This window comes from Streptomyces sp. CA-106110 (assembly GCF_050936285.1).
Taxonomy (GTDB): Bacteria; Actinomycetota; Actinomycetes; order Streptomycetales; family Streptomycetaceae; genus Streptomyces.
The window spans coordinates 12,143,454-12,168,628 of sequence record NZ_JBNJNB010000001.1 but is presented as its reverse complement, the minus strand read 5'-3'; the positions used below and the strand labels follow the sequence as shown (position 1 = coordinate 12,168,628).

Genomic DNA, 25,175 nt, shown 5'->3' with positions numbered 1-25,175 from the left:
TGCCGCATGTGTGGGTGCCCTGACCTGCCCTGATAGGGGAAACACGCCGTCTCCTGCAAGGCTTGAGGTCTCGAGGCTCAAGTTGGATCAAGCAGGAAAACGGCGTGTCCCTCTTCAGGATATGGAAGCGGACGCTGACGGCCGAACACACGGTGGTCGAGGGCGTCCGGATCGACGAGAACGAACAGTGTGTGATCGTGTCGGTACGGCCCGATGCGCGCCGTCGGCAGCGGTGCGGCCGGTGCCGGCGTCCGGCGCCCTGGTACGACGCGGGGCGGGGACGGCGGCGGTGGCGGGACCTCGACCATGGGGTGCTGCGTGTCTTCCTGGAGGCCCAGGCGCCGCGGGTGACCTGCCGGGAGCACGGGACGACCGTCGCCGCGGTGCCCTGGGCTCGTCACGGCGCCGGGCATACCCATGCCTTCGACCAGCAGGCGGCTTGGATGGCTGCCGAGTGTTCCAAAAGCGCGGCCGCGCAGTTGATGCGGACTTCCTGGCGGACCATCGGTGCGATCGTCGAGCGGTACGTCGCCGACCGCGACCGGTTTGTCGACCGCCTGTCGGGGCTGCGGCGGATCGGCATCGACGAGATCAGCCACCGCCGCGGGCAGAAGTACATGACGATCGTCGTGGACCACGACACCGCGAGGGTGGTGTGGATGGCCGACGGGCACGGCAAGGACGTCCTGCACCGGTTCTTCGACCAACTCGGCGTCGACCGCACCGCCCGCTTGACGCACATCAGCGCCGACGGCGCCGCCTGGATCGCCGATGTCCTGGAACACCGGGCCACGCAGGCCGTGCGCGTCATGGACCCCTTCCACGTTATTACCTGGGCCACCGACGCCCTGGATACCGAACGCCGCTCGAGCTGGAACCGCGCCCGCCGCCAGGCCCAGGACCCCGAGCGGGCCCGGGCGCTGAAGGACTCCCGCTTCGCCCTGTGGAAGAACGAAGCCGACCTCACCGACCGGCAGGCCGCGAAACTCGCCTGGATCGCTGCCACCGATCCACGCCTGCACCGCGCCTGGCGCCTGAAGGAGGCCCTGCGGGCAGTGTTCTCCCTGGCCAAGTCCCGCCCCACCGCGGCCCTGCGGGCACTGGACCGGTGGATCGGCTGGGCCCGCCGGTGCCGCATCGACGTCTTCGTCGACCTCCAGCGCCGTATCCGCCGCCATTACCAGGCGATCCGCGCCGCGCTGACCACCGGTATGAGCAACGGCCTGATCGAGTCCACCAACACCAAGACCCGCCTGATCATCCGCAGAGGCTTCGGCTTCCACTCCGCCGACGCCATCATCGCCCTGGTCATGCTCACCCTCGCCGGCCCCCGCCCCCAACTCCCCGGACGCCAACCCGCCTCAGCATGACCCACACATCAAGCAGGAGAGCCGAAAAGTGGCACGCACGATGGCGGCTCGGGGAAGTCGACCTTCGGCAGCATGCCGTTGACGAACTGCCGGAACGGCGGCATGAGCTTGGGTTCCTCGGCCTTGCCGAGCTTGGCCGCTTCCCCCACAACCTCCAGCGCGCTGTTGCCCGGCAGTCCGGCGACGACCTGGACGTTAGGTACTCGCTCAAGCAACATGGAAGGGTTGAACCCATGCCTCTGGCGCTTCTTGCTCTCGCCATCGGTGCCTTCGGTCTCGGAACCACGGAGTTCGTCGTCATGGGACTGCTGCCCCAGGTCGCCGCGGACTTCCACGTCACCATTCCCACCGCCGGACTGCTGGTTACCGGCTACGCCCTCGGCGTCGTGTTTGGCGCCCCGCTGATGACCGCACTCGGCACGAAGATGCCCCGCAAGCGGATGCTGATGCTACTGATGGGCCTATTCGTCCTCGGCAACCTGCTGTCCGCGCTCGCCCCCAGCTTCGGGCTGATGCTGGTCGGGCGCATCGTCACCTCGCTCGCGCCCGGCGCATTCTTCGGCATCGGGTCGGTCCTCGCCGCCGAACTAAGGCTTGTCCCGTAACACTTGGCGGCAGTTGAGATGCCCCCACGACCTGCTGCTCGAAGCCGAGATTCGGGCAGGTAGTAGCGGCTGCGGTCGCGCAGACGTCGGTGATGCGGATGCAGATAACGTCAAGGCTCGAACGGCGTCGCAGAGCGTCCGTCGCACGCCAAGAGCTCGGTTCCGGTGGCGTCGAAGTACAGCGTGAAGAACGAGAGCCGGTCTGCCGCGTCGATGATCCCGGTACGCAGTTGCTCGCCGCGGTGCCGCGCGAGGATCTCAACGGTCTCGTCGAGGCCGATGGTCTTCGGCAGACCGCGCTTCAACGACAGTCCCAGCCTCGTTGCGGCGATGCCGTGGACCATCCAGTGGGGCGCCAACCTGTCGAAGATCTGTACCTTACCGCCGGCGGCGATGGCCTCGCGTGCTGCCTTGCACGCGCTCGTCTGGTCGGTGAGCATGGCGGCGATGTCGGGCTGACTTGGGTGCTCGTCTTCGGTGGCCATGCGCTGACTGTAGAGACTGAACGTGGGCGTTGCTACAGGATTCGGCTTGGCCCGCGCGGGGCGGGAGATAGAGGATGGAGCATTCGCGCTGTTGTGCCGGGAACCATGGAACGATCTTGTGGTGGCAGATGTGATCACGGCGTCGAAGTCGTCTTGGATAGCCCCGTTCAGCGGGCTGAGCCCGCGTTCCTTTAAGAAGCTGGTGACCGCCCTGCGCCGCGAAGGTGCGGATCCTGTCCGCAAGGGCCGGCCGTGGTCCCTTCCGCTGGAGGACCGGGTACTGCTCGTGTCGGCCTACTGGCGCACGAATTTGACGATGCGCCAACTCGCCCTGCTCTTCGGCATCTCGAAGTCCGCGGCCGACCGGATCATCGACCACCTCGGTCCCGCGCTTGCCCTGCGGCCCCGCAGGCGGTTCAGCAAGGACACCGTGCTCATTGTGGACGGCACCCTGGTGCCCACCCGCGACCGGAGTATCGCCGAGCAGTCGAAGACATCTCATGTCGTTGAGAGGTCAAGTCCGCGCTCAGGCGGCGAGGGTCAAGGGGGCTGGGAAGGCCCGGTCGCGGTCGTACGTCGTTCGGTTCTGCAGGCAGTGGTAGAGGCAGCCCAGGAGCTTGTTGAACAGGTTCCGCAGTGCGGCGGTGTGGCGTTCTCCGCCAGCTCGTCGTCTGTCGTAATGGGCGCGTGGCGCGTCGGTGCGGAGTGTGGCAAAGGCCCACATGTAGCCAACGCCGGCCAGTCGTTGGTTCTTGACGGTCCGCTCCACGACGACGTGGCTGCGGCCTGACGCCCGTGTCACGGGTGCCGCGCCGGCGTATGCCTTGACCGCCCTCGCGCCCGCGAACCGGGAGCGGTCGTCGCCGATCTCGGCCAACACTCGGGCCCCGGAGAGCACGGACAGACCCGGGAAACTGGTGATGATGTCGGCGTCCGGGTGCGCGAGGAACGCTTCCTCTGTCGCCGCCGCGAGGTCGGTGACACTGCTGCAGGCAGCGTTGACCTGCTGGATGAGTGCCGATGTCTGGTGCCCCATGGCCTCTTCGACCAGGGGGAGTTGGTGGAGGTGCTCCGCGCGAAAGATCTCCCGGAGCCGTTCAACCTCCTTATCAATGCCGCGACGCAGGCGACCCGCCCGTGTCAGGAGTGCGCGCAGCTGGCTGCGGGTGAGTCTGGCCGCGGTGGCCGGGGTGGGGGCGGCCGCAAGGATCGCGCGTGCGTGTGCGGAGTCGAGTCCAAGTTTGCCCGATCCGTGGAAGGCGGTGAGGGCGGCCGGGTAGTACTCGCGCAGGTGGGAGCGGAGCCGGTTGACCATCTGCTGTCGATCCCAGATCGCGTCCTGGTGGGCGCGGGCGAGGACGGCGACGGTTTGCCCGGCTTAATCGACCTGCAACCAGTGTGAGTGTTACGTGCGTGGGAGCCGTGTCTGAGGGTCTGCTGTCTCGATAACCGCTCTGAGTGCCGATGTGCGGCACGTGAGCGAGGGGGTCTCGGTGCAGCTGGGGTTGGTTCTCGGGGACATCCGCGTGCAGGAGGTGGTTCGCGGCGATGGCCGGGTCGAGTACACCGTCCTGCAACCGGGCGGGGAGGTCTTCCAGGCTCCGGATGGCTATCTCAGGTCGTTGACGGCTGGGACCAGCAGGACTTACGCCTACTTGCTGGTCGATTACCTTCGTTGGCTGGTGATGGAGTGCCTCGACTTCTCGACCGCTACGTTCGCTGATCTTGAGCGGTACCTGGGGGCGGTCGGTGCGGAGTACCCAGGCCCGTTTGGACAACCGTGGCGCCGGGGCAAGGAGCCTTAAGGCCAGAGCACCCTGGAGGTGGCGGCGGCCTGCCTGAAGGGCTTCTACCTCTTCCTGGCGAAGCGCGGGGTCGGTATCGAGCTTGCGGAAGCTTTGGACCAAAAGAGGTTGCCGACGACAGTTGATCGGCGGCGGGCCTTTCTGGGACACACCTTGCAGTCGATGCCGGCCAATCCACTCTCGCCGACCAAGAGTGTTCGTCGTCGCCATCCCAAGATGCTGCCGGACGGCGCGAAGCAGGGCCTGCCGACGACGCTCCGCTGAGCGCGTGACCGGATGATCGTCAGTTGGTTGTAGGGGCCCGTGCAGCAGGTCCCACCGCAGCTTTTACGCTCCCTGGACCCGTCGTAGGGCGACTCCGTCAGATGGCTGCGCCGGACAGACCCTTCAGTTGGAGATCAGCGGCCCCGCTGTAGTTTGAGGACCGGTGGGTGGCGGCCGTGCCGTGGGGTGTTCGGCTTCGCGGGCACGGTTGCGCCGCCTGTGACAGGCGCGGGCGACGGCCTGGTGGCAGCGTCGCCACCAGGACCAGTGCAGGCCGTGGCGGATCCGCTCGGCCGGGGTGGGCTGGGGTGCCATCACCCACAGCAGTCGGGCGATTTCATACGCCGTGAACGCGATAGCGGCGGTGCCGGTAGGGCTGGTGGGATCGGCGAGGTCCCCCTGTGTGGCCGGGAGGCGTGTCCAAGCTGGCGTGCAGGATCTCCGCGACGCGGTCGGGGCCGGGGGCGGGCTCCTCGTCGCGGGTGGCGGCCGCGGCCTGGACAGCCAGGAAGGCCGCGGCCAGCTGGGCCAGGGTGATGTGCCGGTACCAGCCGTGGAAGGAACGCACCTCGTAATCGGCCATCCCGGCGGCCGACTTCGCGAGCTTGATCGCTTCCTCCACTCGCCAGCGGGCCCCGGGTACACAGACCAGCTCTTCCACGGTGGTCTCGGGCGGGCCCCAGGCCAGGTAGTAGTCGCGCCCGGTGGGGGTCTGCGGCCGTCGCCGGGCGATGAACCACCGCGCCCACGCCCCGTCGCCGGTCTCCGCCTCAGGGTCGGGGATAGGGCGTACCCACCACTGCCAGACGCGGGAGTCGAGCTGGGAGGGGCCGGCCGGCAGGGTGACCCAGTCGTCCTCGGCGGCGTGCCGCTCCACCAGCCTCGCGGCGTGCCGCCAGCCGGGACGGGGCAGCACCGTGTGGTTGGCCTGCACGTTCACCGCGTAGGGCAGATGGTGCTCCTCCAGGAAGACGCGGAAGGCGCCGTCGCGTCCATAGACCTCATCGGCGGCCACCCACACCCGGTCCTCGGGAAGGTTGGGCAGCGTACGGGCGATCATCTGCTCGGCCAGGCGGGGCTTGGTGGCGAAACCGACGGTGTCGGGGACGTGTGCGGCGCGGCAGCGGGCCCGGTCCTCGGTCCATTCCCGGGGCTGGTAGATCTCCCGGTCGATCAGTGCCTGCCCGCGTCCGGTGGCCCAGGCGGCCATCACCCCGATCTGGCACGGGAAGACCCCGCCGAGCGTGCCGGAGTACTGCCTGGCCACCCCGACCGAGGCCCGGCCCTTCTTGGCGAAGCCGGTCTCGTCGACCACCAAAACCCCCGCTCCGCCGGGCCCAGCTCCCCTCCCGCCGTCGTCCAGGCCATCGATGACGTAGCGTCGGGTGAAGTCCCGCAGCGCATCGACGTCCCAGACCGAGCGGTCCAGCAGATGCTGCTGCCCCCACGGCTCGGCGTCGCCGCCGTACTCGGCAAGCTGCCAGCCATTCTTGCGTGACACCGGGGAGAGCAGGCCGCGGATGCACCGCGCGGCCCGCATCCGCAGATCCGCCCGCGGGAAGATCCCGCCAACCTCCACCAGCAGGTTCTCCAACTGATCGGAGAACTCCTCGGCCCGCTCCCGATCGGTGATCTCCGGCATAATGTCCAGTAACTCCGCCTTCATACAAGGCAGTTACCCCCACACGATGACCGAGGAACTACAGCGGGGCCGCTGATCTCCAACTGAAGGGTCATACAGCACGCAATACGGGATCGTGTTGCCGGTGGGCAGTGACGCCGTTGTGGGCGCCGTCCCATACCCGCAGGAACGGCCCGTGGCCGCCATCAGCATCGCCTGCACTGCGAGCGCCACTTGGCGCCCCGACACACTCATCTACTCGTCCTCCTCACTGCCCGCCACCCTGGAAGCGGTGACGAGCGCCTCGATATCCGCGACCGCGTACCGGTGCAGGCCAAGCTCCGACCACACCGGCATGTCGGCGGGGATCGAGCCGCGCATCAGCCCCAACTCGCCGTTGCCCTCGTCGACGAGTTCCGCGACGAACACCAGCCGCGACACCAGGCCGTAGCCGTGGGCCTGCATCACGCCGGCGAACGCCTGGTGCAGGTCCTGCGCCAGGTCGCTCACGCCAGGCCCCCGTCGGCGACCTGGCCCAAAGCCTCGAAGAACTGGGGCCGAACGGTCTCAACTGCCGGGCCGACGTGCGGGAAGGGCGGCTGGTCGAAGATTCGACCCAAACTGTCCGGGCCGATGTAGCCGAACTCCAGGCGGCGGGCCTGCGGCTTGTTCGTGCCGACGACGCCCATGACGACATCACCCGCCGTGTGCACCTCGTGCGTCCAGGAGCGCCGGTAGTCACCCGTGATCACGTTCGGGCCCGGCCTGCCGCTGGCGTTCGCCTTGATCTGGGTCTCCAGCAGCATCGCGTAGTGCTGCACCACCGCCACCGTCTGCGGCAGCACCCGCTCGGCACGCCCCTGCAGGGCGGCAGCCACCTGCGCGGCGTTGCTGTACGCGCCCCCACCGGGGCTACTGGGGGACGGCATCGGCCACCTCCTGCGGCTTCCACTTGCCCAACGCCCACTCCTGCAGGAGCCGCAGCATGGCCCGCGTCAGCTCGTTGGGGCTGCCGTCCATCAGGTCGTGCCGGGCCAGCACATGCCGCTCCAACTCGCCCGGATCCATCGCGGAAAGGAACGCCGCGGCGGCCGGGCCCGGGTCCGGGTCGACGCCGACGACGACGCGGGCCAGGCCCTCGAAGTCGTCCTTGACGAGCGGGGACAGGAACAGCACCAGCGTCGCCGGCTGCCCGGCTTCCTGGCGAAGCGAGTAGCCGGAAACGTGCTTGGAGATATCGCGGCCGTCGAGAGCTACTGAGCCGGTGGCGTGCTCGGCGGTGATCCGCACCTGACGCAGCTGATCATCCATGCCGATCAGCCTACGGACCTGCACGGACAGGCCCGTCAGATCGCCGAGGAGGCGAACGTGATGCGCTCCGTGAGTCTGGTGGTGCGGCAGATCTCCACCGTGGACGCCTCGGTGGCGTCCTCGGCCAGCCAGGTGCGGCCTGTGCGCCCGTCCGCGCCCTCACTGGTGATGACCTCCACCAGGTCGCCGGGCATCGCGACCGGGGCGCCTACTGGGGTCACCAGCCGGTACCAGGCCGCGCCCTCAGACAGCCAGTCGAAGCCGACGATTTGCGCGACCACGATCTGCCCGTGCGAGGACAGCACCGCGCCCTGCCCCTCGTACACGACGCTCGTCGGGGTCTCGCCCGGCAGCCCTGTCACCGGATCCAGGGCGGGCTGGCCGGCCGTGCGGGAGATCCGCACCGTGTCCGTCATCAGCGCCTCAAGGTCGGTGCGGGCCTGCGAAATGTCCACCACTGCTCATGCTCCCGTCGTCTGCGTGGACTCGTCCATCCACGTGGTGCGGACTACCGCAAGGGTGTTGGCGTCGGAGAGGTCCAAGACCCGCCACACCCGGTTGAGGAGCCCCTGATCCTGGGTCGCTGCGATCACCCGCACACTGTCCTCGCGGGACGCCAGCGGGGCGTCCAGGGGCGTCAGCAGCTTGTACTTGTCGCGGGGGTCGTCCGGGGCGGGCTGCCCCGCCACAGAGATCACCAGGCCCGGCCCGCCGGCGGCGAACACCGCCCCCAGCCCTTGGTAGATGACGATGTCCGGACCCGGCACGTACACGCCCGTATCCGGGTCCAGGACCTCCGGGCCGGGCCGGAAGATCTCTACGGTGTCCACCATGATCCGCGACATGATCGGCGCGAGGGCGGCCAGCGAGATGGGACTGCTCATGCGTTCGAGCCTAAGTGCCCGCGCGGACAGGCCCGCCACACGAAAAGGCCCCGCCCATCCGCCACGGGGGGGGCGGACAGACGGGGCCCGTACGGGGCGCCGACAGGGTCAGGGCATATGGGAGGCAGCCGCATCATCGCGGCGTTCCGCCCAATCCCTGGCCGCGGCGGTGAGCACCCCGCGGTGCTGCATCGGGCGCGTGCGCTCCCAGTCCTCCCAGGCGGCGTAGAGGGTGCTCGCGAAGAGGGTGACGCTGCCCGGGTCTGCCACGGCGTACGCGGGGACCTGCCGCGCGACCCATTCGGCCTGTTCGGGGGTGTGCCCGGCCGCGATGAGCCGCGGGATGGTGAGCGCGGCGTCGGCCCACGCCGGTGCGGGACAGGCGAGGGCCCAGTCGAGGAGCAGCAGTTCACCGCGGTCGGTGACCAGCATGTTGTGCGGGGACATGTCCGTGTGCGCGAGCGCCCGCCCTTGGAGGCCTCTCGGTACGTCGTCGGGCAGGAAGTCGGCCCAGCGCGAGTGCAGCGGCCTCTTCTGCACGTGGTCGGGCCACCGCGTCTGGGAGAGGGTGGCGAGGGTGCGCACGAGGGGGGCGAGGTCATTCGAGCCGGGGGCCAGGTCCGGGTATCGGCCGTCGATGTACTCGTATCCGTACAGCAGCCATCCGCCGGCATCGACGTCGAACAGGACGCGGGGCGAGCGCGGCGCCACCCGCGTGACCCGGGCCTCATGGCGGTACACCCACGCCTGCCGGTCATCGGCCCGGCTGCCCTTCAGGAACAGTCGCCGGGTCGGCGTGTGCACGGTGCAGGCCAGTTGCGACATGACGCCGTGCGGCGCGGTCTCGGCTGCCGTGACGGTGCCGGTCAGCTTCTCGACGGCTGCGCGGGTCGCTGCCGGGAGGTGCTGCCAGTCGATGCGGTCCACCGTGGTCTCCTGTGTCGGGTCGAGCGAAACGGGAAGGCCCTCGGCCTGGCCACAGCGTGGCACAGACCGAGGGCCGACGGGGGCCCGTCAGGAACGGGCCGGGGGGTGGTTCGGGCTGTCCGAGCAGTTCGCGTGGCACTGCGAGCAGTGCGCGAGGTCCAGCTCAGGCCAGAACTCCATGTCGATCTCGTACCCGGCGAGGGTGATTGAGTCGACGGTGCGGGCGCGGAGCGCCTTGCCGCCGCCGTGCTCCTCCGGGTCCAGGTAGCCGGGCTGGTGGTCCACGAACCGGCCGAAGTTCGTCTCGCAGAACTCCCGGTATGCCTTGGTGTGGAGCAGGAAGGCGTGCCAGAAGTCGTCCACCAGCGGCGACGGGCTCAGGGGCCGGTCGCTGTAGTCGCACGCGGCGAGGAAGGCGAGCATCTGGCCGACGCCACGGTCCGCCTTCTCCTCCGTGACCTGGGGGAACTTGTCGCACATGTTGGAGACGAGGGTTGCCCGCATGTCGTCGCTGATCAGGGTGCGTGCGTCGATCAGCGGGCGCTTCGTGCTCGTCGTTGCATCGGTCACGTTCCGTGCCTCCTTGGTCGGTGGTGCGTCGGACGTGCATGGTGCGACCCGCCCCGGGGCTCGACCTGTCCAGGGTTGGGGCCCGGGGCGGGAGTCTGAGAGGGTCAGCTGCTGCGCACGGAGTTCGCACACCGCGCGTGGATCCGGGCCGACCGGGTGGCAGGGGCGGCTTCAGGGGCCGACGAGGGCGGTGACCGGCGGCCCGAGCGCCGTCATCGGCGTACCGCCGCTCAGGCCGCCGGGGTCTCGGTGGTCAGCTCGGCCAGGTCCACGACCGTCACGTCCAGCAGCGACGCGGCCAGCTGCCCGCCGACCATCCACCGCGCACGCCGGTCCATGAAGAGGGCCACGTCGTTGCGTGCGGGGATCGGGTCCGGCACACCCGGCACGTACAGCTGCCCGTACACGCCGTCGAGGATGACCCGGCCGACACGCACCGCCACCACGTTGTCCCGCAGGTGCGGGCACAGGCGGGCGGCGACAGGCGCGCACACCAGGCACAGCGGCGGATGCGTCGTCATCTCGCCCTCAGGCCAGCCCTGCTCAGCGTCCGCACGGTGGTCCTCCAGCAGCCACAGCCAGCCCAGCTCGTTGCGGTCGGCGGGCCCGCCGCACACCTGGCACAGGCGCTTGCGTAGCGCGCGACGCTGCCGCGGGCCGTGAACGTTGCCGTACTCGGGCCGGCCCGAGCCTGGGCGCAGCGCCCAGCGCTTCCACGACACCTTCGTGGTGTCGCGCTGCTGACCTACCAGGGCGATGCCGTCACCGACCTGGATGACGCGGCGCATCGGCAGGTGTTCGCCGCTCCACGCGGCGATGTACGGGACGGGGTAGTCGGGGCGGGTCACACGACCACCGGCCCGCAGGTGAGCCGGCCGTCCGGCACGGAACCTATCCGCGCGCTCTCCCCGTCGAGGGTCTCCAGCCAGCCGCCCACACCCAGGACACGGTGGGTGAAGGTCTGCCGGTGCTCGACGTCGTGGCTGAGGCGGCCCCAGTTGAAGACCAGGCACAGTCGCTCCTGCCCGGGGTGCGACTCTATGGCGGCCAGCAGCTGCTCGAACTGCGGTCTCATATCCCTGATCAGGGCGTCGTCGCCGTAGTCGACGAACCGGCCGCCCAAGCGCCAATGCCGCTCCTCCACGTACTCGGCCAGCGCCGCGAGCCGAAGCTCCAGCATCGCCAGGTTGGTCGTCGCGCAGCGGTCGTACACGAACGCCAGGGGTGCCTCAGCTGAGGGATTCGTCGTCATGGGCGGCTCCACGTCGCACTGGCCAGTGACGACATGCTGGGGGCACAACTAGGCCCCAGTTACCACGAGTTGGTGATAGCTGGGGCCAACAGTTCACTCAGTGTGGCGCGTGCCCGGATCCCAGCCACGAACCGTACGACAGGAAGCTGTCCGACAGCCGACGGTGAGCAGCCTCCAGCCCGGCGTACGTCTCCCGCACCGTCGGGTGGTACTTCGCCTGCTGCGGCGCCGTCTTCCGCGCCAGCAGCAGGCTCTGGAACGACGCCTCGGGTTTCCCCGTCCACATCTGCGCCCGGGCCAGCTCCGCATAGTGGTGACTCGTCCGCGACTTCGGCCAATCCGCCGGGATCGTAAGACCGCAGGTCGCCTCAACCGCCTCGCCGTACTGGTCGAGTTCGGCGAGCACTGACACGCGGTGCACCTTCACGTTGGTCGGGCCGAACGCCAGCCAGTGCACCTGGACGGCCTCGCCGGTCTCCCCGGCGATCCTCTCCGCCTCCACCAGATGCGACAGCGCCTCGCCCTCGTTGTGGGCGCGGCCGGCCATCACGGACGCCCCGAGGTGCAACTGTCCCGTGACGACCCGGCGTTCCCGCGACTCCGGCGCCTGCTGCAGCGTCGACAGCCCCAGCGACACGAGCCGCTGCCCCGTGCGGTATTTGCCTTCCCGAAGGTAGGTGAGCGCCCGCAGGTACTGGAACATGCCCCCGATCACGGCGGAGGAGCCCCTCTGCGCCGCCCAGTCCAGGCGGGCCAGCGACAGCTGAGCGAGATCAGGGAACCCGAGCTTCGCCGCAACGTCGTACGACGTCCGGTAGAACGAGGCCAGCGTCAGCCAGCCCTCACTGCTGTCGGCGATGTGAGCGGCAGTCGTGGCCTCCTCGATGAGGCCAGCGACCTCACTGGCCGCCCTCTTGATGTCGCCGGCACGGACGGACGCGCACAGCGACTCCGCATCGGCCGCCAGGTCCTCCAGGCGCCGCGACCGGATGTCGGGGTCGGCCCCCAGGTCGTAGACGTCGAGAGCTTCACGGATGGGCCTTATCAGCACGTCGAGTTCGTCGGCGCGCAGCTCACTCGCATAGGGCTGCCCCACGACGGTGGCCACGTCCACGCGCATGGCGCGGGCACACGCTGCAACGACGTGCGGGGTGGCGGGCAGGACTCCCTGCTCCGTCTTCGTCAAGGTGCTGTAGGGGACGCCGGACAGGTCTGACAAGGCCTTTTGCGTCAGGTGTCGTTCACGGCGTAGACGCGCGATCCGCACGCCGGTGTGGTCTTCAGGCAGAGCGTGCATACTGGCTCCTGTTCTGCTTCGACACCAGAACAGTAACCCGCGGGCCGCCCTGCGGAACACACGAAGAGCCCTGCTCCGCCGCGAGCAGGGCTCTTCGTCATCCGCCGTTCGTTACACGGCCTGCACGTCGGGGCGCGGCCCGAACGCCCGCCTGCAGCGCGGATGGGAGATCGGCCACTGAGCCGCCTCCTCCACCGTCCGCAGCGTCCCGTTCGGCTTGTCGGTGTCCTGGTGGCTGGTCCAGCCGCAGTCAGGGCAGCCCTGCGACGTTGCGGGCGTTACGCAGGAAGGTCTTGCGCACCTTGTCAGGATCATCGAGGTAGTTGCCCACCAGCACCGCGTCATGCAGCATGACGAACGTGTCGGCCCTGCCGTCCGGATCGTCACGGCCCGCCGCGGCGAGGTACTCGCGCAGAGTCGCGCGGAACCAGGCCCGATGTTCGGCGACCACGCCGCGCACCGGGCTCGCAGGGTCGGAATACTCCGCTGTGGCGTTGATGAACGGACAGCCCCGGGTGTGGTGCCGCGCGGCGTCCTCCGCCATGCCCTGGACGGCCAGTTCCAGAAGGTGATCGGGCGACACCGCGTGCTCGGCAGCGGCCTCGAACTGCGCCCGGACCAGTGCGTCCTCACGCTGAAGGTAGGCGATGACGAGCTGTTCCTTGCCCGCGAAGTGTCGATACATCGTTGACCGGGTCACGCCGGCTTCGCTCAGGATCCGGTCCACGCCGACCGTGTTGATGCCCTCCCGGTAGAACAGGTCGCTAGCGATCCCGAGTAGATGGTCCCGCGGTGCCGCGGCCCGCGTCTTGGCGACTGCAGTCATGACCACATGATAGTCGCTACCGATCGTTCTTTCTTGCTTGTGGGACATGCCACATCTGACTCCTTTGACACAGGTCACCGACGGATGGTTCTGTCGAACCAGAAGGATCGTTCTTTCCGACTAGGAGGCATCTCATGACCGTGCGTACTTCGATCAAGCGTTCCGGCGCCGCGCTCCTCGCAGCCGCCGCCGCGGCGACCGTGGCCCTCGCGGTGACCGGCAGCGCCGACGCAGCCACTACCCACGCCAGCGAGGTTGGTGTCGCCAAGCCCACCATCGTCCTGGTCCACGGCGCCTGGGCGGACGCTTCGAGCTTCGCTCCGGTGACCTCCCGGCTCCAGCACGACGGCTACACCGTCCTCAACGCGCCCAACCCGCTGCGCGGCCTGTCCACCGACGCCGCCTCCGTCGCCGCGTTCGTCAACAAGGCCACCACCGGCCCTGTCGTGCTCGTCGGCCACTCGTACGGCGGAGCGGTCATCACCAATGCCGCGACCAGCATCCCGAGTGTCAAGGCCCTGGCGTACATCGACGCCTACGCCCCGGCGCAGGGCGAGACCGTGTCCCAGCTGACCGGCGCCAAGCCCGGCTCCCAGCTCACGGTCCCCAACCCGACCGACGTGTTCGACGTCGTCCAGGACCCGTCCTCGCCGCAGGGCGACCCGGACCTGTACGTCAAGCGCGATCTGTTCCCCAAGGCGTTCGCCGCCAACCTGCCCGCCGAAGTCGGCGCCGAGCTTGCCGCCTCCCAGACCCCGGTCACCGGCGGCGCCCTGAACGAGCAGTCGGGACCCGCGGCCTGGCAGAACCTGCCCAGCTGGTTCTTCATCGGAACGAACGACCAGGTCCTCCCGCCCGCCGAGCAGCAGGCCATGGCAGAGCGGGCGCACGGCACGGTCGTGACCGCCGCCGCGGACCACCTGTCAATGCTCGAGGTTCCGTCCGTTGTCACGAAGGTGATCGAGAACGCCGCCACCGCCGCGGTCGCTACACGGTGAGCTCCCCGGTCGTGTTCGTCCACGGACTGTGGATCCACGCCTCGGCGTGGCACCCGTGGGTCGACCTGTTCACAAGCGCCGGCTACGAGGCGCGGCCCGCAGACTGGCCCGGTGACGGCGACACGGTCGAGGCGACCCGGCGCTTCCCCCAGCAGGTGGCGGGCTATGGAGTGCAGGACATCACCGATCACATCGCGCGCCAGATCGGCCGGTTCGGCGAGCGCCCCGTGGTGATCGGGCACTCGTTCGGCGGTTTGATCGCCCAGAAGTTCCTGGCCTCAGGCATCGCCTCGGCCGCCGTCGCCATCGACCCGGCGCCGACCAAGGGGGTGAAGGCCCTGCCGATCCCGCAGATCCGTTCGGCACTGCCAGTGCTGCGCAGCAAGGCCAACCGGGACGGGTCCGTGATGCTGACCCGCCGCCAGTTCCGCTACGCGTTCGGCAACGCGGTCAGCCGCGAGGAATCCGACGAGTTGTACCGGCGCTGGGCAATTCCGGGACCAGGACGGCCGATATTCGACCTGACCGCCGCCAAGAAGGACCCGCACTCGCCCACCGAGGTCGACCTGAACGACCGCGTGCGCGGGCCTTTGCTGATCCTCGGTGGGGAACGCGACCACACCATCCCCGAAGTGGTGGCACGCCAGGCGGCCGAGCTCTACCAGCCCGGAACCAACACCGACTACCGGCGGATCCCGGGGCGCGGGCACTCGCTGGTACTCGACAGCGGGTGGCGTGAAGTCGCCGACGTCGTGCTCGACTGGGTCGGGCAGCACGACACCTCCCCGGCCCGCTGACGCGGGACCCACAAACAAGCGCGCATAACCGCAGAGATATCCGGTCGCGGGTACCAACGACGAGCCGCTGGTACCCGCGACAGGGCCCCATACGGAGGCTTCATGCCTGCGCCGCACACCGGCCCCGCCGCGGCGGGGCCGACGCCGCGCCCTCCTACCCACGCCAGTCCGGATCTCCGATGAGGACGACCCTGAGGCTGCACAACTGCATGCCGAGGGTCTGGGACCCATCCGGCACGGGCACCGCCACTCCCGTTCGTGCATCCAGGTCGAGTCGGTGCCGGTCCGAACCGCCCAGGGCTCCAACCCGACTGCACGAAACAGGGTATAGACGTCGTCCGGCACATATGCAACCGCTCCGCCGCCAGAGTCGAGCACGTCTTCCCCGGTGGCCACGATGCCCCACGGCTCGAACTGCCGGTCAACGACCAGGCGGGCGAGATGGTCGGGTGGGCTCTCCAAGAAGCAGATACAGGCGCGTTCCGCCCATAAGGCTAGAGGAGCGCAGCACTTCGCTGCGCAGTATCGAGTCCAGCCGCTCGCTGGCGGTCATGGCCCGGATGTCAGGCGGCGCGCCCGTGTCCCGGGCTCCCTGCCTCTGCTGGTGAAGTGCACCAGCTCCCCGCTCTGCGCAGGCCCGACCGCCCCCAGCACAGGTATCTCAATCATTGCTTCTCCCCGCTTGCCTACCGGAAGGCCACTTAATGTGCCGCCCAGCCTGGGCTACCCTCCGCGGACGGTGGCGTCCCGGGAGACGAAGCTGCGCGCGAGCTGAGGGAGCCGGGCGGCCTCAAAAGCGCTGTACCTCCCGCTCGCGACGAGTTGGAACTTGACACCCTCGCGGCCGTCAGGGCGCTCATAGCCGTCGGGGAGGAACCGGCGGTAGTGCTCGCTGGCGCGGTCGAAGAACTCCGGGCGCTCGGTGCGCGAGAGGCATCCCTCGAGATTGAGAAGGAAGAGGTAGTGACGAATCATACGAGTGAAGAGGAACGGAGCCACAACGTCCAGGGCGCTACGCTCCTCGAGCAAGCCGAAGCTCTCTTCGTAGCGGGCGAAGACGTCGAAATGGGTGCCGCCCGGCGCGCCTGCGGGGTGTTGAGTGTGCCGACGGCGGATCTGGACGCAGTTCCATTTCAGGACACCGATCCGGTCAGCGGCGAGCATGGCGCGGTGGACGACCGTGACCTCTTCGTAGAAGCCGTCGGGGAATGCGAGTCCCTGCCGGGTCCACAAGTCGCGGCGGAACAGACGGTCCCAGGAGTAGGCGGGAGCACCGAAAAACTCGGGCTCGTCGATCGGGGCGAAGGGCTCACGTCCCTGCCGGGCAAGCAGCCCGGCGGCGGCACCGGGCCAGGAGCGGCGGCGATGCGGGCGAGTATGACCGAAGAGAAGAACGTCCGGCTCGTTTGCCGCTCGTAGCTGGTCGGCAATGGCCTGAAGCGTCCCACCCGCGATGATGTGATCGCTGTCCAGGAACAGCAGATAATCACCGGCTGCTTGCTCGGCCCCTGCGTTGCGTATCCGGCTAATGCCGACGACGCCTTTCAGGCGCACGGCCGAGATCCGCCCGTCGCGCCGGGCATAGTCATCCACCAAGTCCGCGGGGCACTCAGCAGACTGGTCCAGGACCAATGCCACGTAGCGTAAGTTGATCAAGGGCGTGGGGCCGCCTTCGACTCCGGGCGGTAGGTTGCTGACCGTGACTCAGGGTGCTGGTGCAGGCGGGCGGTTGCCGGAGTGGATCTCGATCGGGCTGCTGGCGGGCTCGGTCCCACGTGATGTGATCGACGACGCGGTGCGGGCGTTCGGACGGCAGGCCAGACGGTCGGACGGGAAGCTCCCGCCGCATGTGGTGGTGTACCTGGTGATGGCGTTGGCGCTGTTCGCGGACGACGACTACGAAGAGGCCATCACCCGCCTTTCGGAGCCGTTGGAGCGGTGGGGCTGCTGGGACCGGGCCTGGGAGGTGCCCACGACCAGCGCGATCACCCAGGCCCGCAAGCGCCTGGGCTCCGAACCGCTCGCGGAGATCTTCGACCGCATCACCGAGCCGGTCGCGGAGCAGCTCACCCGCGGGGCCTGGCTCGGGCCCCGCCGCCTGGTCTCCATCGACGGCATGGAGTGGGACCTGCCCGACACCGAATCCAACGCCGAGGCGTTCGGCCGTTCCGGGACCGCCGCCAATCCCTCCGCCTTCCCCAAGGCGCGGGTGCTCACCCTGGTCGAGACCGGCTCCCGCGCCCCGATCGGGGCGGCGATCGGGCCGATCGCCGGCAAGCGCGCCGGCGAGCAGACCCTGGCCTTCCATCTGTTCGAGCGCCTGGAAGAGGACATGCTGCTGCTGGCCGACCGGGGCTTTTTCGGCTTCGAGCAGTGGTGCGCTGCCGCCGGGACCGGCGCTGACCTGCTCTGGCGCGTCGGCGACACGCTCACCCTCCCGCTGGTCGCGGACCTGCCCGACGGCTCCTACCTCTCCCTGGTCTACTCCCCCCGCCTCAACACGGCGGCGCGGGGCCGACTGCTGGAAGACGCCCGCGCCGGGCGGGAGGTCGATCCCGCAGCCGCCCGAGTGGTGCGCGTGGTCGAGTACGAGGTCCCCGACCGCGGCACCGACGCCGAGCGGGAGCTGATCTGCCTGATCACCACGATCACCGACCACACGAACGCCCCCGCCCCCCTGCTCGCTCACGCGTACCACCAGCGCTGGGAGCACGAGCAGTCCAACGATGACCTGAAGACCGCCCTACGCGGCCCAGGCCGCATCCTGCGTTCCAAGAGCCCGGACCTCGTCCGGCAGGAGCTGTACGGCTACCTGCTCACCCACTACGCGATCTCCGCCCTGATCTGCCGGGCCGCCACCGAGGCCGACATCGACCCCGACCGGGTCAAATTCACCCGCGCCCTGCGCATCGTCCGCCGCCGCGTCGCCGACCCGGCGGCTATTTCCCCTGAGGACCTGGACGCCGTCCTGGCCAGGGTCCGCGCCGACATCACCCGCAAGAAGAACCTCAACCCCCGCCGCCGCCACCGCAGTTACCCCCGTGTCGTCAAGCGCGCCCGGCACAACAGCTACCGCGTCAAGCGTCCTGCCGACACCGGCACCCGCCATCCGGCGCCGCCCACAATCCACCTCGTCAACGCCCGAGCACTCACTCTCACAGCATGATCAACTTACGCTACGTGGCATTGGGTCCAGGACCGCGACGACCTCAACATCCCGGAAGGACTGATTTAGGATCGAATTCAGGCAGTTTTCAAGGTGTCCCTGAAGGTCGTGAGCGGCGACTATGACGCTGATCATCGGGGATGCAAGCATGGTGACCGAACGTAGGTGGGCAGCCCGCGGCATGACAAGCCCCGTCGGGCGCCCAACTCGCAGCAACATCTAAAGTTCTACACATGCTCACACCGCCTCCGCACATCAGGCCGTGATCACGTCCCTATCGGCTGATCACCACGGCGTTTACGCCCATGAGCGGTTCGAGGGCATTGTCGCGTTGGTTGCGCCGGTGGGATCACTTTGGGGTTGATTGGCTGGAAAGGTTGTCCGGTTGGTCGCCGGCGTCGCACAGAGCCACCCGTACCAGGTCGAGGTCACACCACTGTGCCCGGCGGTGGTCAAATCGTGAAGGGGGTGAGTGCGCGTCTCCACAATGGTGGTGATTCTCGGACGCGCCGATCGAGCAGGCGGGCTTCGAGCCGGACATCCAGTTGCACTACGCGGGCGACATTCCGAGCCCGAACTAGGGCCTGACGCCAGGGTCCCGCCCAGCCGCGCCGGGCGAAACTGGTACTGCAGCGAGAATCCACACACCACAACGACAAAGACGAGGGACAACCCGTGAACAGGCCGGCCCCGCGCAGCGCCACGGTCATGTATGCGATATCCGCGACCTGCGCCGCTATAGGCGCCCTGCTATGGGTGCGCGGTCAGACCAGCGCGCCCCCCAGGTTCTACGCGGACTACCTGGCGGCCGACTCCTACACCCCGTCGGCCTGGCGGGTGTGGTCACCGGCAGTGCCCGAAGAACGTCTTGGCCTATACCTCCTCGGCGCCGGGCTGGTGCTGGCTGCGGCGGCGCGCCTGTTCTCCGTCCGGCGTGACTGAGCAGCGCCAGGATCAGGGCGATTTTCGTCGCCGACCGAAGCGTCGACGACAGCGCCGTCACTCGTCGAAGGACAGGTCGATGTCCGGTCGGCAGACGGAGCACGCGTCCAGGCCCTCGCGCAGCGCCGCGAGGGCATCGTGCGCGTCGACCTGGTGGGCCGGACCGTCGTCGACGTCGCAGGCGCCGATGTGCAGGGTCAGCCGTGGCGGTTCGTTCTCGCCTCCCCGCTCGACGACCTTGAAGGCGGGCCTGTGACCGCCGGTGAAGGTCGGCGGCGAGGTGGGGCGCGTCAGCTTCGCCGGCGGCGCCGGCGGGGGCGTGGCCGGCTGCTCGCCCTCGGCGGCCTGGGCGAGGGCCTGGGCGACGGTGTCGCGTTGCAGCCGTAGGAAGATGCCGACGGTCTCGTTGTCGGTGACCTGCTCCTCGAGCCAGGCCAGGATGACGCGCAGGCGCTCCGCATCCGGTGGCAGCTCGCTCATGGGGGTCATTCTTCCGCGTGGCGCCGGTAGGCGCGGCGGCCCTCGAGGGCCTGGGCGATCGTGTCGCCGTACCAGCGGCGCGCGCTCGGAGTGGTCGTGCGGCTCAGGCCACCATCCCGAGCCGCACGTGGAATGGCCAGCACAGCTACCGCCTGACGTCGAGCTCGGTATACATGCCTGCGGCGTAGTGGCCGGGAAGGTTGCACACCAGCTCGTACCGGCCGGGCTGCAGCGTCACCGTGGACCAGCCTGTCGCACTGGGGGCAATGCCGTCCCCGCTACCCGCGCCGCAAGTCCGCGAGGCTTCGCCGAGGCTGCCTGTCTCGTCAACTTTGCCGTTGGAGCCGACGGCACGCTCCCCCGACACCTGGCCCGCTGGCAGCGGCAAAACCACCACCTCGTGCGTGAGCGCACCCCTGTTGGCCACTCGCAGTGTTACCTTCCCGGCCGAGACCGTAGATGGGTTGGCTACCAAGCGCATCATGCCCATGCCGTGCCAGCCCGGACGGCCACCCGTCGGCGTTGGCCCGCCTGGGCCACGCATCATGCGCCCCATGTCGTCCACCGTCACGTCCACCACGCGAGCTGCCGACGGGGGTGCACTACACCGTGCGCCCTGTGTGGAGGCGGGTCTCGTAGCGCGGAATGCGCCGGTGGCCGCTAGGAATGCCGTCGTGGCGAGGCCCAGCACCAACGCGGCGGCCATGGCGATCACCAGCCACATCCCTCGGCGGCGGCCGGTGATCACGCGTGCCCCCGCAGCACCGTGAGACGGCGTCTGTACTCGTCCTCGTCGATTTCCCCGCGGGCAAACCGCTCAGCAAGCAGGTCCTCAGCTCGCTGGCTCCCCCATCGGGGTTCGCCCGAGGGCGGTCGCGAGCCGGACTGCTGATGGTGATGAGTGCCGGTGAGGTAGCGCACAAGCGCGATGACTCCGGCGATGATCAGGGCCCAGAACAGCACCAGGAACACCGCCATGGCGAACCAGCCGTCCCAGCCCCATCCGCCGTCGTCCCACATCATGCCGATCACTTCCCTCGGCTGGTGGCCGTGCGAATTCCAGCGTGGGCCAACGGAGCGTCGGCGGAGTAGGGCCGTAGTTCCCAGCCAGGGGGCCGGACGACCCCATGTGGCGGCTCAACCTCTCCGGGAACGCTGCCGACAAGGGCATGCCCGCCCGGGACGACACTCGCCCCGTGCCTTATCACAAGGCCCATCACGGGGAAGAGTGCGGCGGTGTGTTCCGCTGACGGCTCGGACCGGGTGGAGGAGCCGGATGCAAGGGTTCCTTAGAGCCGTTCACGCACCTGAGCAGGTGGAACGCGGTGACCGACAGCAGCGTGATCACCGTGCGTATTCACTCAAAAGGGTCACGTGAAGGGGCGGCGGTGTACGTGTGCGGGTCGCATGGGACGGGGCGTTCACGCAGAGGAGTGCCCCGGAAGGAGACATCATGTTCCGCCACTCGATACGTACGCTCGTGGTCGGCTTGTGCACACTGACCGCCGCGTCCCAGGCTGCAACGGCTGTGGCGCTTACCCTGCCGGGTGATCACCACCAGGCCACGTACGCCGCCACCCGGGCTCTCCGCTCGCAGACCCTCTCCGACCTGACCACCGCCATGGAAGGGGAGGCGTTCGCGTACGCCTCCTACAACCTCTTCGGCACTCAAGCCGACAGTCAGGCCTACCCGACCGTCGGCGAGCTCTTCCGCACCACGGCGCAGACCGAACTGAACGAGCACCTGCACGAGGCGGCCACCCTGGTCGGTGTGGTCGGAACGAACGCGGCCAACCTGCGCAAAGCCATCAACGGCGAAACCTACGAGCGCCAGGTCATGTACCGCCGCTTCGCCGACCAGGCCCGCAACGACGGAGACCTCGAGGCTGCCAAGCTGTTCGCGGAGATCGCCGCGGACGAGGGACGCCACCGCGACGCCTACCGCACCGCGCTGACGATCGTGACCACCGGCCGAGGCACCATCCCAGCGCCGCCGAAGGCCGACACGGTGTCGGTCCCCGCCGGACTGCCGAAGGTGAAGGCCGCCCGCACCCGGGCCAACCTTGACACCGCCATGCACGGTGAGGCGCTCGCGCACGCCAAGTACATGCTCTTCGCCGCCCGCGCCCAGCAGACCGGCAATCCTGCGCTGGCCCGCCTGTTCGAAGGGACCGCCGGGGTCGAACTGCACGAGCACTTCGCCGGCGAAGCGGTCCTGGCCGGCCTGGTCAGCGCGACGAAGGACAACCTGAGCAGGGCCATCGCTGGAGAGCACAACGAAGCGACCATCCTGTACCCAGGGCTCGCCAAGCGAGCCACCGCCGTCGGCGACACCGCCGTCGCCAGCTTCTTCCGCGACACCGCCGCCGACGAGGCCAAGCACGCGACCGCCTTCCAGCAGGCACTCGACCAGCTGCACTGATCCTGGTCGAAGGAACGCCCGGCCGGTCGACGTCGCATGGCCCGCCGGGCTGCCGCGTCACCCCCTGGAGCCAGATCTGCTTGTTGAGAATCGACCATGCCAGACCGCCTTCACGCCGGAGTCACCGATGCGGTGCAGGACCATCTCCCCCAGCGGCCGCCTCAGTTGCCTACGATGACGTCCGGCCGCGCCCCGAACGCCCGCCTGCAGCGCGGGTGGGAGATCGGCCACGCCGCGGCGTCCTCCACGCTGCGCAGCGTGCCCCCGGCCTTGTCGGGGTCCTTGTGGCTGGTCCAGCCGCAGTCGGCGCCGTCGAACACCTCCATGAACTCCACGCCCGCCTCACGAGCCCGGTTGAGGGTGCCCGCGTTGTAGGCCACCGCGCTCTTGGCAAGCGTCGCCGACTCCGCCCAGGCCCGCACCGGCATCCGGGCACCGCCCCGGTAGATGACGTAGGCCAGCTGGTGTTCGGCGGCCAGCCGGTCAGCGAGGGCCTTCGCAGCCTGCAGCGCTGTGGTGTGGCCGGCGGCCAGCAACGGCACCTCACGGCGTGCCGCATCCCGCACCGCCCGGTAGAACACAGCAGCCATACGCTGCTCCTCCTCGGAGCGGCGCAGCAAGTCCGCGTACGAGTCGGAGGCCAGCGACTGCAAGGCCTCCCGGTGGATCAGCGTCCACGAGAAATGCCCGCCCACCGCCTGCGCTGCCGCCCGGGCGCCCTCCTCGTACAGGTGGGGCAGCTGGCGGGCCACGAACGCCCGCGCTTCGGCATCCACGCGCTGCCGGAAGTCGACGATGGCGGCCTGGAACTGGGCCAGCCGGTCGGCGACCATCCGGGAGCGGGCGTTGTCGCCGATCGCCGCGATCACGGCCGCCTGCTCGGCTGCGAGACGCTGCCAGGCATCCTCGAGCACCGCGGCGACACGCGCCGCGACGGTGCCGGCGTCGCCGGGCGTCAGCGGCCCGAACTCGTGCGCCACTACCGCCACCAGTGGTGTCGTCGCCGGTGCGCGGACTGCAGCGGGGCAATGACCAGGGTGTCCCCGCCCGTCGTGTCGTCAGGGGCGGTCGCGGCCTCCACGGAGGCGATCTGCCGTTCGATGCCGGTCAGGTTGTTGGACTGGTCGAGGGTGGCGACACCGTTGACGGTCAGCTGCAAAGGCTCGGCCAGCAGCTGGGCGCGCCGCTCGGCCAGCACTTCCAGGGCGACAGCCCTCGCGGAGCCGAGCCGGTCATACCGGGTCTGCAGGTCGGTGGTGTCGGTGGTGGTGCCGAGCTGCGCCAGGAGCCAGGCCAGGACTGCGGGATCCACAGGCGGTGTCCTTCCGGGTAGCGGCGCGACCCGGCACCCCCGCCGCACAGGGGTGCCGGGCCGGGCCTGGCTGGGTTACTGCTCGTCGGCCTGCTTGCGGGTCCGTGCCTTGGGCTTCGCCTCGGCCGCAGGCGTCGTCTCGGGCGCGGGCGTGGGCTCCGGGGTCGGGGTGGGCTCGGTTCCGCCAGCGGGCGGGTCGCCCTCCCCGCCGTCCTCGCCGTCCTCGTCCGGCTCCCACGCGTCGGGGTGGGTGATGGCCTCGGCCAGGTCCTCGTCCGGCTCGTCACCGGGCTGCAAGATCAGCCACTCGTTCGTCTTGGGGTGCAGCACGTGCACCGCTGCCGCCAGTCGCCGCCCCATGTCACAGCACCTTCGCGGTGATGTGGCAGTCCGGCGCGTACAGGACGGGCATGGCCACGGCCGCGCCCTTGGTCCAGATCTGCACCGGGTCGTCCTTGCCGCCACTGGTGACGATCAGGCCCGGCGCGTCCTCGCGGGTGATCTGCGGGTTGCCGCCCCGCGACAGCACCAGCGACTCCGCCGTGGTGCCGTACAGGGTCTGCCCCCACTTGGAGCGGTCCGGGGGCAGCATCACCCACCGGTCGTCCGGCAGGCACTTCGTGGACACGCCGTCCACGCGGACCTACGCCCGGTACAGGTTGATCGGCGGCAGGCCGTAGTTGTCGCGGACCACGTTGATCTGCTGCGGAGTCAGCGAAGCGGTCGGCGTCGTCGACGGGTTGACGCTGCCGTAATAGGCGGCCCGGTAGGCGTTGTTGCCCGCCAGGTAGGAGTAGACGCGCCGCGAGGTGACGACCATCTCGGGCATGGGCGCGCTGATCGAGTCGAGGTAGGAGATCCAGCCCAGCTCGTCCGCGATGGCATCGGCGGTCGGATCGGACCACAGCTTCGGCGAGGTCGGCATGTTCGCGGCCGGGACACCGAAGTCGACGTCGAGGGTGAGGCCGTTCTCCGCCGCAAGGGAGAACTTGCCGTCGGTGAGAACATCGCCGGCGGCCAGCTCCAGACGGGAGTTGATGGCCTCGACGTGCCGCTCCACGTCGTCGTACAGCAGCTGCTCCAGGCGGGACGCGTCCGCGCCACGGCTGGCTTCCTGCAGGAGCAGCTCGACCTCGCCGACCATCAGCTTCTGGCCGAGGGAGGGCAGCATGCCCTGCGTGGACGTCTGCCACGCCTGCCGGTCAGAGAACGGCACCGAGGCGTCGAAGGCCCGGTACTTGGCGGCGTTGACGTAGCGGCCGGTGTTCTTGATCCGCCACATGACGTCCTGGATCGAGACCTTCGCGAACACGGTCTGCGTGAGCAGGAAGTCGGCGGGGGTGGGGATGTAGCGGGCGAACGTGGTCAGGTCCGCCGTGGTGACGTCCTTGATCAGGTCCTGAACAGACATCGTCGGGGCTCCCTTACACGAATCGGATCTGGCAGATGGCGGACGGGGCCACGGCGGTGACGGCGATCGGCAGCTTCGCCGTCTTCACCGAGCCGTGCCACAGCAGTGCGGCCGGGACCTTCGTCTGCGTCGGCGCGAACAGCACCTCCGCGAACACGAACCCGGCCAGGGTCTGCCGGCCGTCGGCGGCGCCCGTGTTGTAGAGGCCGTACAGGCCGCTCGCGGTGATCTTGCCGACGGGGATGCCGGACAGGAACCGCGAGTAGGGGATGGTCGTGTCGGTGGAGGGCACGTAGTGGGTGCCGGACACGAACGTGGACATGTCGAGGGTGATGGTGTCGACCTCGCTGGTGCCGTGGAGGCTGGCAAGCCAGGAACGGTCGGCCGTCAGGTTCTGGGTGGTAGTGACCGGCTGAACGGTCATGAGTAC

Annotated in this window: 28 protein-coding genes and 5 pseudogenes; 9 read left to right on the top strand and 24 right to left on the bottom strand. The window is 69.2% G+C overall.

Features of this window, described 5'->3' with window-relative positions; genetic code table 11:
* Positions 1-104: 104 nt before the first annotated feature.
* Positions 105-1,370, top strand: coding sequence for an ISL3 family transposase (locus tag ACQEXA_RS56450; protein ID WP_432920435.1), 1,266 nt, complete (start codon positions 105-107; stop codon positions 1,368-1,370).
* 8 nt (positions 1,371-1,378) lie between these two features.
* On the opposite strand, the gene ACQEXA_RS56445 is transcribed toward ACQEXA_RS56450, so the two are convergent.
* Positions 1,379-1,588 (bottom strand): hypothetical protein, encoded by a 210-nt coding sequence (locus ACQEXA_RS56445; RefSeq protein WP_433134203.1) that lies wholly within the window; start codon positions 1,586-1,588, stop codon positions 1,379-1,381.
* Between the two features lie 15 nt (positions 1,589-1,603).
* Between ACQEXA_RS56445 and ACQEXA_RS56440 the strand changes: the two are divergent.
* Positions 1,604-1,960, top strand: a pseudogene (locus tag ACQEXA_RS56440) (MFS transporter); the annotation flags it as partial.
* A 125-nt stretch (positions 1,961-2,085) separates the two neighbouring features.
* Here the strand turns inward: ACQEXA_RS56440 and ACQEXA_RS56435 are convergent.
* Positions 2,086-2,460 carry a hypothetical protein gene (locus ACQEXA_RS56435; RefSeq protein ID WP_432920465.1) on the bottom strand — a complete coding sequence of 125 codons (375 nt, stop codon included), beginning with the start codon at positions 2,458-2,460 and terminating at the stop codon, positions 2,086-2,088.
* Between the two features lie 121 nt (positions 2,461-2,581).
* Here ACQEXA_RS56435 and ACQEXA_RS56430 point away from each other — a divergent pair.
* A pseudogene (locus ACQEXA_RS56430) lies at positions 2,582-2,953 on the top strand (helix-turn-helix domain-containing protein); the annotation flags it as partial.
* Positions 2,954-2,986: 33 nt separating this feature from the next.
* On the opposite strand, the pseudogene ACQEXA_RS56425 reads toward ACQEXA_RS56430, so the two are convergent.
* Positions 2,987-3,832: pseudogene (locus ACQEXA_RS56425) on the bottom strand (transposase); the annotation flags it as partial.
* Positions 3,833-4,283: 451 nt separating this feature from the next.
* On the opposite strand from ACQEXA_RS56425, the gene ACQEXA_RS56420 reads away from it, so the two are divergent.
* Positions 4,284-4,529, top strand: a complete 246-nt coding sequence (locus ACQEXA_RS56420) for a hypothetical protein (RefSeq protein WP_433134202.1) — start codon at positions 4,284-4,286, stop codon at positions 4,527-4,529.
* A 337-nt stretch (positions 4,530-4,866) separates the two neighbouring features.
* Here ACQEXA_RS56420 and ACQEXA_RS56415 read toward each other — a convergent pair whose 3' ends face one another.
* From ACQEXA_RS56415 to ACQEXA_RS56360, 12 genes are all read right to left on the bottom strand, one after another.
* Complete coding sequence (locus tag ACQEXA_RS56415; protein WP_432933157.1) at positions 4,867-6,195, bottom strand: IS701 family transposase; 1,329 nt, start codon at positions 6,193-6,195, stop codon at positions 4,867-4,869.
* Positions 6,196-6,405: 210 nt separating this feature from the next.
* Entirely contained in the window at positions 6,406-6,660 is a 255-nt protein-coding gene (locus tag ACQEXA_RS56410; RefSeq protein ID WP_432920474.1) for a hypothetical protein, read from the bottom strand.
* A complete protein-coding gene (locus ACQEXA_RS56405; protein ID WP_432920477.1) occupies positions 6,657-7,079 on the bottom strand; it encodes an HK97 gp10 family phage protein in 423 nt (140 codons plus the stop codon). The genes ACQEXA_RS56410 and ACQEXA_RS56405 overlap by 4 nt, the downstream gene beginning before the upstream one ends.
* Positions 7,063-7,461, bottom strand: coding sequence for a hypothetical protein (locus ACQEXA_RS56400; protein WP_432920480.1), 399 nt, complete (start codon positions 7,459-7,461; stop codon positions 7,063-7,065). Before ACQEXA_RS56400 ends, ACQEXA_RS56405 begins: the two co-directional genes overlap by 17 nt.
* Before the next feature lie 35 nt (positions 7,462-7,496).
* Entirely contained in the window at positions 7,497-7,916 is a 420-nt protein-coding gene (locus ACQEXA_RS56395) for a DUF6093 family protein (protein WP_433134200.1), read from the bottom strand.
* A 6-nt stretch (positions 7,917-7,922) separates the two neighbouring features.
* Positions 7,923-8,345: a DUF6093 family protein gene (locus tag ACQEXA_RS56390; RefSeq protein ID WP_433134198.1), complete on the bottom strand. Its 423-nt coding sequence runs from the start codon at positions 8,343-8,345 to the stop codon at positions 7,923-7,925.
* A gap of 108 nt (positions 8,346-8,453) precedes the next feature.
* Complete coding sequence (locus ACQEXA_RS56385; protein WP_432920498.1) at positions 8,454-9,272, bottom strand: phosphotransferase family protein; 819 nt, start codon at positions 9,270-9,272, stop codon at positions 8,454-8,456.
* Between the two features lie 87 nt (positions 9,273-9,359).
* Positions 9,360-9,842, bottom strand: coding sequence for a glycine-rich domain-containing protein (locus ACQEXA_RS56380; protein ID WP_433134196.1), 483 nt, complete (start codon positions 9,840-9,842; stop codon positions 9,360-9,362).
* 230 nt (positions 9,843-10,072) lie between these two features.
* Positions 10,073-10,690: a hypothetical protein gene (locus ACQEXA_RS56375; protein ID WP_433134194.1), complete on the bottom strand. Its 618-nt coding sequence runs from the start codon at positions 10,688-10,690 to the stop codon at positions 10,073-10,075.
* Positions 10,687-11,094: a recombinase family protein gene (locus ACQEXA_RS56370; RefSeq protein ID WP_432920507.1), complete on the bottom strand. Its 408-nt coding sequence runs from the start codon at positions 11,092-11,094 to the stop codon at positions 10,687-10,689. Before ACQEXA_RS56370 ends, ACQEXA_RS56375 begins: the two co-directional genes overlap by 4 nt.
* A 97-nt stretch (positions 11,095-11,191) precedes the next feature.
* On the bottom strand, positions 11,192-12,391 hold the full coding sequence (locus ACQEXA_RS56365) for a helix-turn-helix domain-containing protein (RefSeq protein ID WP_432920510.1): 1,200 nt from the start codon (positions 12,389-12,391) through the stop codon (positions 11,192-11,194).
* Between the two features lie 250 nt (positions 12,392-12,641).
* Positions 12,642-13,217, bottom strand: coding sequence for a TetR/AcrR family transcriptional regulator (locus ACQEXA_RS56360; protein ID WP_433134192.1), 576 nt, complete (start codon positions 13,215-13,217; stop codon positions 12,642-12,644).
* Between the two features lie 134 nt (positions 13,218-13,351).
* Between ACQEXA_RS56360 and ACQEXA_RS56355 the strand changes: the two genes are divergently transcribed.
* Both ACQEXA_RS56355 and ACQEXA_RS56350 read left to right on the top strand, forming a co-directional pair.
* Positions 13,352-14,215 (top strand): alpha/beta fold hydrolase, encoded by an 864-nt coding sequence (locus tag ACQEXA_RS56355; RefSeq protein WP_433134190.1) that lies wholly within the window; start codon positions 13,352-13,354, stop codon positions 14,213-14,215.
* The gene (locus ACQEXA_RS56350) at positions 14,212-15,012 is read left to right on the top strand and encodes an alpha/beta hydrolase (RefSeq protein WP_433134189.1); all 801 of its coding nucleotides are present in this window, start codon (positions 14,212-14,214) and stop codon (positions 15,010-15,012) included. The genes ACQEXA_RS56355 and ACQEXA_RS56350 overlap by 4 nt, the downstream gene beginning before the upstream one ends.
* A gap of 723 nt (positions 15,013-15,735) precedes the next feature.
* Here ACQEXA_RS56350 and ACQEXA_RS56345 read toward each other — a convergent pair.
* On the bottom strand, positions 15,736-16,650 hold the full coding sequence (locus ACQEXA_RS56345) for a glycosyltransferase family 2 protein (protein WP_433134187.1): 915 nt from the start codon (positions 16,648-16,650) through the stop codon (positions 15,736-15,738).
* Positions 16,651-16,702: 52 nt separating this feature from the next.
* On the opposite strand from ACQEXA_RS56345, the pseudogene ACQEXA_RS56340 reads away from it, so the two are divergent.
* Positions 16,703-17,962: pseudogene (locus ACQEXA_RS56340) on the top strand (IS4 family transposase); the annotation flags it as partial.
* Between the two features lie 891 nt (positions 17,963-18,853).
* Entirely contained in the window at positions 18,854-19,120 is a 267-nt protein-coding gene (locus ACQEXA_RS56335; RefSeq protein ID WP_433134185.1) for a hypothetical protein, read from the top strand.
* Between the two features lie 57 nt (positions 19,121-19,177).
* Here ACQEXA_RS56335 and ACQEXA_RS56330 read toward each other — a convergent pair whose 3' ends face one another.
* The 3 genes from ACQEXA_RS56330 to ACQEXA_RS56320 all read right to left on the bottom strand — a co-directional run bounded on the left by ACQEXA_RS56330 (position 19,178) and on the right by ACQEXA_RS56320 (position 20,623).
* Positions 19,178-19,600: a DUF6233 domain-containing protein gene (locus tag ACQEXA_RS56330; RefSeq protein WP_433134183.1), complete on the bottom strand. Its 423-nt coding sequence runs from the start codon at positions 19,598-19,600 to the stop codon at positions 19,178-19,180.
* Between the two features lie 145 nt (positions 19,601-19,745).
* Positions 19,746-20,081 carry a sulfocyanin-like copper-binding protein gene (locus ACQEXA_RS56325; RefSeq protein WP_433134812.1) on the bottom strand — a complete coding sequence of 112 codons (336 nt, stop codon included), beginning with the start codon at positions 20,079-20,081 and terminating at the stop codon, positions 19,746-19,748.
* Between the two features lie 263 nt (positions 20,082-20,344).
* Complete coding sequence (locus ACQEXA_RS56320) at positions 20,345-20,623, bottom strand: SHOCT domain-containing protein (protein ID WP_432920536.1); 279 nt, start codon at positions 20,621-20,623, stop codon at positions 20,345-20,347.
* Positions 20,624-21,053: 430 nt separating this feature from the next.
* Between ACQEXA_RS56320 and ACQEXA_RS56315 the strand changes: the two genes are divergently transcribed.
* Entirely contained in the window at positions 21,054-22,022 is a 969-nt protein-coding gene (locus tag ACQEXA_RS56315; RefSeq protein WP_433134181.1) for a ferritin family protein, read from the top strand.
* Between the two features lie 161 nt (positions 22,023-22,183).
* On the opposite strand, the gene ACQEXA_RS56310 is transcribed toward ACQEXA_RS56315, so the two are convergent.
* From ACQEXA_RS56310 to ACQEXA_RS56290, 5 genes and pseudogenes are all read right to left on the bottom strand, one after another.
* A complete protein-coding gene (locus ACQEXA_RS56310; RefSeq protein ID WP_432920541.1) occupies positions 22,184-23,011 on the bottom strand; it encodes a hypothetical protein in 828 nt (275 codons plus the stop codon).
* On the bottom strand, positions 23,002-23,334 hold the full coding sequence (locus ACQEXA_RS56305; protein ID WP_432920544.1) for a hypothetical protein: 333 nt from the start codon (positions 23,332-23,334) through the stop codon (positions 23,002-23,004). The genes ACQEXA_RS56310 and ACQEXA_RS56305 overlap by 10 nt, the downstream gene beginning before the upstream one ends.
* A gap of 75 nt (positions 23,335-23,409) precedes the next feature.
* Entirely contained in the window at positions 23,410-23,694 is a 285-nt protein-coding gene (locus tag ACQEXA_RS56300; protein WP_433134179.1) for a hypothetical protein, read from the bottom strand.
* A gap of 1 nt (position 23,695) precedes the next feature.
* Positions 23,696-24,745: pseudogene (locus ACQEXA_RS56295) on the bottom strand (major capsid protein).
* Between the two features lie 13 nt (positions 24,746-24,758).
* The gene (locus ACQEXA_RS56290) at positions 24,759-25,169 is read right to left on the bottom strand and encodes a head decoration protein (RefSeq protein WP_433134177.1); all 411 of its coding nucleotides are present in this window, start codon (positions 25,167-25,169) and stop codon (positions 24,759-24,761) included.
* Between the last annotated feature and the right edge of the window lie 6 nt (positions 25,170-25,175).

Excerpts from the sequence above, each read along its gene's own strand:
- ACQEXA_RS56445 (WP_433134203.1), bottom strand. The coding sequence starts at position 1,588 with ATGTTGCTTGAGCGAGTACCTAACGTCCAGGTCGTCGCCGGACTGCCG.
- ACQEXA_RS56435 (WP_432920465.1), bottom strand. The coding sequence starts at position 2,460 with ATGGCCACCGAAGACGAGCACCCAAGTCAGCCCGACATCGCCGCCATG.
- ACQEXA_RS56415 (WP_432933157.1), bottom strand. The coding sequence starts at position 6,195 with ATGAAGGCGGAGTTACTGGACATTATGCCGGAGATCACCGATCGGGAG.
- ACQEXA_RS56405 (WP_432920477.1), bottom strand. The coding sequence starts at position 7,079 with ATGCCGTCCCCCAGTAGCCCCGGTGGGGGCGCGTACAGCAACGCCGCG.
- ACQEXA_RS56400 (WP_432920480.1), bottom strand. The coding sequence starts at position 7,461 with ATGGATGATCAGCTGCGTCAGGTGCGGATCACCGCCGAGCACGCCACC.
- ACQEXA_RS56390 (WP_433134198.1), bottom strand. The coding sequence starts at position 8,345 with ATGAGCAGTCCCATCTCGCTGGCCGCCCTCGCGCCGATCATGTCGCGG.
- ACQEXA_RS56370 (WP_432920507.1), bottom strand. The coding sequence starts at position 11,094 with ATGACGACGAATCCCTCAGCTGAGGCACCCCTGGCGTTCGTGTACGAC.
- ACQEXA_RS56365 (WP_432920510.1), bottom strand. The coding sequence starts at position 12,391 with ATGCACGCTCTGCCTGAAGACCACACCGGCGTGCGGATCGCGCGTCTA.
- ACQEXA_RS56360 (WP_433134192.1), bottom strand. The coding sequence starts at position 13,217 with ATGACTGCAGTCGCCAAGACGCGGGCCGCGGCACCGCGGGACCATCTA.
- ACQEXA_RS56355 (WP_433134190.1), top strand. The coding sequence starts at position 13,352 with ATGACCGTGCGTACTTCGATCAAGCGTTCCGGCGCCGCGCTCCTCGCA.
- ACQEXA_RS56330 (WP_433134183.1), bottom strand. The coding sequence starts at position 19,600 with ATGAGCGAGCTGCCACCGGATGCGGAGCGCCTGCGCGTCATCCTGGCC.
- ACQEXA_RS56325 (WP_433134812.1), bottom strand. The coding sequence starts at position 20,081 with ATGCGCTTGGTAGCCAACCCATCTACGGTCTCGGCCGGGAAGGTAACA.
- ACQEXA_RS56320 (WP_432920536.1), bottom strand. The coding sequence starts at position 20,623 with ATGATGTGGGACGACGGCGGATGGGGCTGGGACGGCTGGTTCGCCATG.
- ACQEXA_RS56315 (WP_433134181.1), top strand. The coding sequence starts at position 21,054 with ATGTTCCGCCACTCGATACGTACGCTCGTGGTCGGCTTGTGCACACTG.
- ACQEXA_RS56300 (WP_433134179.1), bottom strand. The coding sequence starts at position 23,694 with ATGGGGCGGCGACTGGCGGCAGCGGTGCACGTGCTGCACCCCAAGACG.
- ACQEXA_RS56290 (WP_433134177.1), bottom strand. The coding sequence starts at position 25,169 with ATGACCGTTCAGCCGGTCACTACCACCCAGAACCTGACGGCCGACCGT.